The organism is Intrasporangium sp. (assembly GCF_030452765.1).
Classification (GTDB): domain Bacteria; phylum Actinomycetota; class Actinomycetes; order Actinomycetales; family Dermatophilaceae; genus Intrasporangium_A.
In genome coordinates this window covers 1-7,372 of record NZ_JAKDLO010000201.1, presented here as the reverse complement: position 1 = coordinate 7,372, position 7,372 = coordinate 1, and the positions used below count along the sequence as shown (strand labels likewise).

Genomic DNA, 7,372 nt, shown 5'->3' with positions numbered 1-7,372 from the left:
GGTCGGGTGGGTCCAGGTAGCCAGCTGCGGCGCCTTCTATGGCCCAGCGGGGGATTGGGTTGGGCAGACCGACTCGGCGGAGGTCGGCGGCGGCGCGTAGGACGGCGCTGGCGGAAGGGCTGAAGCGATCAGTGGCTTGGCTGTCCTTCGGCGGGTATAGGCGGTCGACGAGTTGGGTGCCGCCGGCCAGGACCTGAGTGATCTTGCGCCCGTGCTCTGTCCGAGCCGCGGCGTCTCGAGCCTTACGCAGCCGCGGATCGTCGAGTTCCGGCTCATCCGGTAGGTCGGCGTCCGTGAATATCCCCGGAACCTCGATGATGGACACGCGAGTCAGCAGGTGGGGGATGGCGCCAACTCCGGTTGCGGCCTTGTCCGGTTCTGGTCGCGCTTGCATGGCGGCGTGGTTGGTGGGCCAGATGGTGCTGGCGAACAGAATCGGCCCGACTGTCGCATTGAGCATCTCGACGATGGCTTTGGCGGCGCGGATGCCCTCAGGGGTTCCGGGAAGCAGGTCCTGGAGTTCGTCGAGCCACACGATGGTCCTGGAAGGGATCCCGTCCATCAGGAGGCGGACAAGCACGTTGTCGTGGCGGGGGGCGGTCAGCTGCCAGTCGGGCAAGACCGCCGTGACGGCTTCGTAGAGGGTGCGGGTCTTGCCCGTGCATGAGGTGCCTACGACGAGAAGGAAGGCAGGCCGATCAGATTTCTTGGCCCGGATGAGGAGTTCGCGGAGCTGATGGTCGTGGGGTCGGGCAAGGTAGGGGGTGAGGATGATCTCCTGGTGAACGGTGATCGAGTCGTGCACGCCGAGGGCTGACGGGCCCCACTCGGTGACCGGCGGACCTACCGTTACCCCGCGATTGGTTGCATCGCGGGAAGCAGCAACGGCCGCACCGGCCGGATAGCTGTCGTAGTGATGGTGGTGGACTCCGTCCTGGAATCCGATGCCGCCGTTGGCGTTGACCTGCTTGCGCCGGGGCGGGTTGGCTTGTTGGGGGGTCACCGAGGCAGTGGGCGCTGCCACCGCTGCCGGCCCGGGGCGCCTGCAGCGGTGCAGATAACGGTGAGGACAGGGGATGGGTCGGCCAGGCTTGGCGCGCAACTGAACAACACCGAGGATCCGGGCGGCATCTCCTGGTCCGGGGGAGTCGGCCAAGCAAGGTCGACGTTGGCGGTGATCGTCACGTCGCGGGCGGTCGTGGTGCCGGTGTTGCGCAACTCGTAGCCGTCGCCCTCAAGCCGAAACAGATCCCAGTCGACGTTGGCTACTGCCCGCGCGCCGTGGTGGTGCACATGCTGCCCACCGATGAACCCGGTGCCGCCGTCCTTGTTGACCTGCTTGATGATGGTCGCGGCGACGGACCCTGGGGCCAGTGCGGCTGGTCCGGCGGCGGTGAGGAGGTTGCGGGCAAGGGCCAGGATGTCCTGGTCATCGCCGACGCCAGCCTCGACCAAGTGCCCCTTGAGGGCTTGCCCGTTGGCTGGTGTGGGCTCGGCCGCGTATACGGTGAGTTTGGCGTCACCGACCGGGTCCTTCTTCAGCCTTCCCCGTACCAGCGCGACCAGCCGATCGCGGGTTCCAGTTATCGCTCCCTTAGTCATGTCCTTGACCGCTTCCCCGGCACCGACACTGGCTGAGGCCGCGATCGCTCCCAGCACCGCCGAGACCGCGTCAAGCTGTGCATTGTCCATGAACACATCAAACCGCACCCCGGTGAGACGAGCTCAGGAGACGCGGGGGCGCGCCGAGGGCGCGCCGTCCGTGAGGCATAACCTCGGAAGCGTCGCAGGGTAGAAGCCATAACGTAATGTTTATGTTACATACGAAGGTCCGCTGCGCAAGATTGGCTGCATCTCGACACTGTCCGAGGGCCGAGTGGCCGGAACGAACCGGTCGATCCGCGGTCGGTTGTGCTCAGCTCGCGTCGGGGCCGCAGGTCGTTCCGGCCACTCGGCCCCATCGGGGTGGGCGCCAAACCGGCTCAGACCGGGTTGCGCCTCAGGGCGAGGACGCCATACGTGAGGGCGATGACGAGGGCCGTTGCGCCGACCATGTGGGCGAGCACGAGCGTCTCGGGCAGGGCGGTGAAGTACTGGACGTAGCCGACGAGCCCCTGCAGGAGCGTGACGAGCAGGACGACGTTCCAGGCCCGTCTGGTGCGGCCGTCCCTGGTCGTGAGCCGCACGGCGACGAGGGTGGCGATGACCAGGCCGCAGAAGAACATGACGGTGTCCGCGTGCAGCCAGGCCACCATCCTCGGGTCGAAGCCGGTCCGTGCCGGGGTCGCCGCATCGCCCGAGTGCGGCCCCGAGCCGGTGACGATCGTGCCCAGCACGAGGACCACCCCACCGACCGTCGCGGTGCCCCACGCCAGCGTCCGGGCCAGCGGGTGGACGAGCAGCTCGCCGGGGCCCGACTCCTCGTCCTGCGCGCCGCGCACCAGGGTGGTCGAGAGCGCCACGAGCGCCATCGACATGAGGAAGTGGAACGCGACGGTGAACGGGTTGAGCCCGGTGCGCACCGTCACTCCGCCGACGAGGGCCTGCGCCGCGACGCCGCCGAGGACGCCATACGCGACCCAGTGCATCCGGCTCCGCTTGGGCCAGTGCGTCACGACCGCCCAGATCGCGAGGATGGCGAGGATGCCGACCATGCCGGTCAGGGTCCGGTTGCCGAACTCGATGAACTTGTGGATCCCCTGCTCCTGGTGGGGGACCGGCACGAACGACCCTGGCACGCACTCGGGCCAGGTCGGGCAGCCGAGCCCGGACCCCGTCAGGCGCACGATCCCGCCAGTGATGACGATGAGGACCTCGCCGACGAGGTTGGCCAGCAGGATCGGGCGAACCCACGAGGCGCGGACGGCTGGGAGGCGGAGGCTCGCTCGGGCGGTGGTCGACACGCCTAGAGGGTATGCCGCTCACCTCGCCCCCGCGGAATCGAGCGCTCGCGTCGTTGGACGGCAGATCGCACTACGGTGCGGTGGCAGAGCGCGCCGTCGTGCGGCACAGTGGGGGACCGGCGGCCTGAGGCATCCTCGGGGCCGGTCCCGAGGATGACGCGCAGGAGGAGATGCCGATGGACGACGGCGCGCTCGAGCAGGCGGCTGCGGACGTCTGCGCTCGCATCACCGACAGCTTCGGACGGCAAGGCCTGATGCGTCTGCTCGGGGCGCGGCTCGATCACATCGGCCCGGGCCGGGTGCACATCGTGCTCCCGAGCCGGCCGGAGGTGAGTCAGCAGCACGGCGACGTCCACGCCGGGGCGACGAGCGCCATCGCCGACAGTGCGGGCGGGTACGCGGCGCTGACCCTGTTTCCGGAGGGGTCCGAGGTCCTCACGGTCGAGTACAAGCTGAACCTTCTCGCGCCCGCCGCAGGAGATCACCTCGAGGCGGTCGGGACGGTCCGCAGGTCGGGGCGCACCCTGACCGTCTGCCAGCTGGACGTGTACGGGGTGACCGACGCAGACCGGGCCCTCGTGGCCACCGGGCAGCAGACCCTGATCCGCATCGACCCGGCGCCGGCCCGCGCATGACCGGTGCGGGGTGCAGCGAGCCGGGTCTGCCGTCGTGGGTGGTCTGGCAGCAGCGTCCGTTCGCCGACGCCAACTTGCTCATGCTGCGCGGGCCGCATCCGGTGGTGGTCGACACCGGACGCCACTTCCATCGCCCGGCGTGACCCCGGCGGCTGCCTGGCGGACTACCGCAACCAACCCGTGAGCCGGTACACCGTCGATGATGTCCTGGGCGTCGGGCAGGTCCTCCGGCTGGGCGAGACCCACTGGGAGGTCGTGGCGACACCGGGTCACACGCCCGGGCACCTCAGCCTGTGGCAGCCGGAGGAGCGGCTGCTGGCCGTCCGGGACGCGCTGTCCGACTATGACGTCGGGTGGGTCAACCTTGCCTTGGGCGGCCCTCGGATGGCGCAGACGGCCGTGGCGTCGCTGCAACGGCCGGCCGACCTGCGACCTCGTGTCCTCATCGCGGCGCATGGACCCAGACCCGCGGACCCGAGCGCGGCGTTCGCCGCGGCCCTACGCCGCGCGTAGCGGCTCGTCGACGACCCCGAGGGTGCGGCGTGGTGTGGCGCGTGCTTCAGGATGGATACCTCCGGCCCACAGCCGAGTACTCACCCGTTCGCGCGGAAGCGCTCCGGGTGCCCTTCCCGCGGGACTGGTCCTGACGACAGGCGTTGGCCTTGGCGGATTTTCGGTTGCCCCGCGCGGGCCGGTCATGGCTCGTTGCGCAACCTCAGGCGGGTGACAGCGTCACTGGGTGACTCGGCGGGGCCCGACGCCAGAAGTGCCGGTCGGCGCTGATCAGGGGCATGTTCAGCCTGTCCGGTGTGGCCGCCCAGCTCGCGTCGTGGAAGGTGAGGCCGTGGTGGTAAGCAAGTGTGGCCGCATAGCGCAGCCAGTCGGCAGTCATGACCAAGGGGGAACCGAGGTTCGTGTGGAGGTCGTCGAGCTGGTCGGCAGCCGCGGACGGTTCCCATCGCAGCGCGCGTATGAGGACGTTGCCGATCTGGTAGGTCGCCAGGTCGAGCATGTGCGCATCGACGTCCCCCACCAGGTGCGCCCGGCGCAGGGTGCGGGACACCGGTAGCTCGGCCTCGCCTTCGCTGTGAAACCACTTGACGAGGACCGAGGTGTCGATCAGCAGATGGGTCACCGCCGCACGTCTCGGTCAGCGCGGACAAGGTCGGCGGCCTCGAACGCACCGGAGCTGCGGAACCGCTGCTCGGAGCGTTCGATCGCAGCTGCGACCAGATCGTTGTCCCGCCTGGCCAGTTCGCGTCGCGCAGCAGCGGCCAGCAGAGCACTCCGACCCGTGGATCGCCGCTTCGCCTCGGTATCGATCTCGGCCAGCAGCTCGTCAGCGAGCGAAACCCTCACCTTGGCCATACCTCAGTCAGTATGGCCAAGGGTGTTGCCGAACCGTCCCGATTGCCGATTCTCAAGTGAGACCGGTGCCAACTGACGAGACGGTGCCAACTGATGAGACGGTGCCAACTGATGTGACACTGTTGTCCATTGTATGCCATGCTTCAGTCATGCATGCCACACTCGTCTTAGGGAAACAAGGACGCCTTGTCATTCCCGCCGACGTCCGGGCGGCGCTCGGGCTCACTCCTGGCGACCAGCTGCATCTGCATGTCGACGGTCGCCGTGTCGTGCTCGAACGCCAGCAGGACGCGGCAGCCGAGCTACGTGGACTCGCCTCGTCGGTCCCGGAAGCGCGCTCGTTGGTCGATGAGCTGCTTGCCGAACGTCGCCTTGCGGCTGCGGCCGGCGAGTGACCGTCCTCGACGCTTCGGCCGTCCTCGCCCTCGTCCACGACGAGCCAGGCGCCGAGATCGTCGGCCCCGAACTCCAATCGGCGTCTCTGGGCGCGGCGAACCTGGCCGAGGTCATCGGGAAGCTCGTCGATGCAAACATCGAGGCCAACCGACTCAGGGAGCTCCTCGTCGCAGCAGGGGTGACCATCGAGCCGGTGCTCGAAGAGGACGCCGAGCTCGCAGGAGCGATGCGGGCGCTGGATGGCGGCAGGAACCTATCTCTGGGCGACAGGTGCTGCCTCGCGCTGGCCGTGCGCAGCAGCCCACCAGAGGTCCTCACCGCCGACCGCGCCTGGGCCGACCTCGAGCTGCCCGTACGGGTCCGACTGATCCGGTAGGCGGCCGCCCTCGGCAGGATCGCCTAGCGGTCGGCTCGCTCGAACCAGTCGAGCGCGAGATCGGCGACCGCGGCGGGGGCATCGTCGGTGATGAAGTGCGCCGCGTCGTCGACGAAGGCGAACTCGACGCGATCGGCGTACCGCTCCGGGTTGCGGCAGACGCGCCCCAAGACCTCCTCGGTGGTGGGGTGGTCGCGGCGGCCGAAGACGACGAGGGTCGGCACGGTGAGCCGTCGGCGGCGGTAGACCCCGCGCATGACGCGCATGGCCTCGGGCATGACCGCGCGGCGCAGGAGCGGGCGCACCGCTGCGTCGATGTCGGGTCGACGGAACTGGGCGAGGTGAGCCTCGGCCGTTGCCCCCGACATCGGGCGCGCGACGTAGCGCTCGGAGAAGAGGCCCCGCAGCGAGGCCCCCGGGCGGTGCCAGATGAGGGGCGGCAAGTGGAAGAAGGCAGGGGCGAGCTTCAGGCTGAACGTGAAGAAGGCAGGCCACACCGACAGCTGCACGGCCGCGCGGACTCGATCGGGGTGGTCGTAGGTCAACTGCATCGCGGTGAAGGCGCCCATGTCGTGGGAGACGAGGTGGGCACGCTCGATGCCAAGGGCATCGAAGAGGGCAAGCAGGTCGTGCAGCCGCGTCTCGCGTTCGATCCGCGGATCGTCGGCCACGGTCCAGCCGGCCCCGCGCAGGTCGGGGCAGTAGACGCGGTAGCCGGCCGCGGCGATGAGCGGAGCGGCGGTGTGCCACTGCCACCAGTGCTCGGGGAAGCCGTGCAGCAGCACGACGGGCGCGCCCTCGCCGATGACGGCGACGTGGGTGCGCAGGCCCGGTGTCTCGACGACGAGATGCTCGAAGCCGGGAGCCTCGGGCAGCGGCGGCGACCAGAACGACGTGTCGCGGGAACGGATCGTACGGGGCTCCGGCGTGGCCATGACGACCTCCTCGTGCGGATGCTCTACTATGTTCATAGTAGACCTCGGGGAGGGGGATGTCGATGCCGGCGGCTACCCGGGAGCGGGCGCTCGAGGCGGCCGTGGAGGTGCTCGGCGCGGAGGGCGTGCGCGCGTTGAGCCACGCGCGGGTCGACGAACGAGCAGGCCTCCCGCCCGGGTCGACCTCGAACTGGTTCCGCACCCGCCGGGCGCTGCTCGGCGGAATCGTCGACTGGATCGCCGAGCGGGAGCGCGCCGACCTCGCCCCGGCGACGGTGCCTGCGATCTCGGGAGTCGACGAGCTGGTCGAGGGCTTGTGCGCCATGGCCGAGCTGCAGACCGGGCTGTTCGCGGCGCGCACCCGGGCACGCTACGCCCTCTTCCTCGAGCTGGCCGGCGACCCTGAGCTTGCTGAGCCGCTGCGGCGGCAGCGGTGCGAGTTCGAGCGGTGGGCTGAGGGGATCATGATCGCGGTCGGTATCGCCGACCCCGAGCCGGCGACGAGGGCCCTCATGGCGCTAGCTGACGGGCTGCTCCTGCACCGGCTCACCGTCGACCCCGAGCTCGACATGCGCCCCGCCATCGAACGCGCAGTACGCGCCCTTGCGGAGTCCTGACCTGACGCATCGACACACGTGAGCTCGCCTCGCGGGGCTTTCGGGGGTGCTCGGGGGCGCAGGCCGTCCACGGCCGTGAGCCCTCGAGGCTCAGTCTGTGCCCTTGCGACTGAGCCGAATCGGCGCTCCGCTCCTCCCTCGC

Annotated in this window: 11 protein-coding genes; 5 read left to right on the top strand and 6 right to left on the bottom strand. The window is 69.6% G+C overall.

The features are described from left to right. The 3 genes from L0H79_RS19090 to L0H79_RS19080 all read right to left on the bottom strand — a co-directional run. A partial coding sequence (locus L0H79_RS19090; RefSeq protein WP_301486228.1) for a hypothetical protein occupies positions 1 to 805 on the bottom strand: 805 nt, incomplete at its 3' end. A gap of 194 nt (positions 806 to 999) precedes the next feature. Further along, a complete protein-coding gene (locus L0H79_RS19085; RefSeq protein WP_301486227.1) occupies positions 1,000 to 1,710 on the bottom strand; it encodes a hypothetical protein in 711 nt (236 codons plus the stop codon). Between the two features lie 272 nt (positions 1,711 to 1,982). Further along, entirely contained in the window at positions 1,983 to 2,903 is a 921-nt protein-coding gene (locus L0H79_RS19080; RefSeq protein ID WP_301486226.1) for a heme A synthase, read from the bottom strand. Between the two features lie 176 nt (positions 2,904 to 3,079). Here L0H79_RS19080 and L0H79_RS19075 point away from each other — a divergent pair, with 176 nt between their 5' ends. Both L0H79_RS19075 and L0H79_RS19070 read left to right on the top strand, forming a co-directional pair. Then, entirely contained in the window at positions 3,080 to 3,538 is a 459-nt protein-coding gene (locus L0H79_RS19075; protein WP_301486225.1) for a PaaI family thioesterase, read from the top strand. Positions 3,539 to 3,718: 180 nt separating this feature from the next. Further along, positions 3,719 to 4,051 carry an MBL fold metallo-hydrolase gene (locus tag L0H79_RS19070; protein WP_301486224.1) on the top strand — a complete coding sequence of 111 codons (333 nt, stop codon included), beginning with the start codon at positions 3,719 to 3,721 and terminating at the stop codon, positions 4,049 to 4,051. 202 nt (positions 4,052 to 4,253) lie between these two features. Here L0H79_RS19070 and L0H79_RS19065 read toward each other — a convergent pair whose 3' ends face one another. Continuing rightward, complete coding sequence (locus L0H79_RS19065) at positions 4,254 to 4,673, bottom strand: type II toxin-antitoxin system VapC family toxin (protein ID WP_301486223.1); 420 nt, start codon at positions 4,671 to 4,673, stop codon at positions 4,254 to 4,256. Beyond that, entirely contained in the window at positions 4,670 to 4,906 is a 237-nt protein-coding gene (locus tag L0H79_RS19060) for a hypothetical protein (RefSeq protein WP_301486222.1), read from the bottom strand. Before L0H79_RS19060 ends, L0H79_RS19065 begins: the two co-directional genes overlap by 4 nt. A gap of 149 nt (positions 4,907 to 5,055) precedes the next feature. Here L0H79_RS19060 and L0H79_RS19055 point away from each other — a divergent pair, with 149 nt between their 5' ends. Continuing rightward, positions 5,056 to 5,301: an AbrB/MazE/SpoVT family DNA-binding domain-containing protein gene (locus L0H79_RS19055; RefSeq protein WP_301486221.1), complete on the top strand. Its 246-nt coding sequence runs from the start codon at positions 5,056 to 5,058 to the stop codon at positions 5,299 to 5,301. Then, positions 5,298 to 5,678, top strand: coding sequence for a type II toxin-antitoxin system VapC family toxin (locus L0H79_RS19050; protein ID WP_301486220.1), 381 nt, complete (start codon positions 5,298 to 5,300; stop codon positions 5,676 to 5,678). Before L0H79_RS19055 ends, L0H79_RS19050 begins: the two co-directional genes overlap by 4 nt. Positions 5,679 to 5,701: 23 nt before the next feature. Here L0H79_RS19050 and L0H79_RS19045 read toward each other — a convergent pair whose 3' ends face one another. Further along, positions 5,702 to 6,613 (bottom strand): alpha/beta fold hydrolase, encoded by a 912-nt coding sequence (locus L0H79_RS19045; protein WP_301486219.1) that lies wholly within the window; start codon positions 6,611 to 6,613, stop codon positions 5,702 to 5,704. A 62-nt stretch (positions 6,614 to 6,675) separates the two neighbouring features. On the opposite strand from L0H79_RS19045, the gene L0H79_RS19040 reads away from it, so the two are divergent. Next, the gene (locus L0H79_RS19040) at positions 6,676 to 7,230 is read left to right on the top strand and encodes a TetR/AcrR family transcriptional regulator (protein WP_301486218.1); all 555 of its coding nucleotides are present in this window, start codon (positions 6,676 to 6,678) and stop codon (positions 7,228 to 7,230) included. Positions 7,231 to 7,372: the final 142 nt, after the last annotated feature.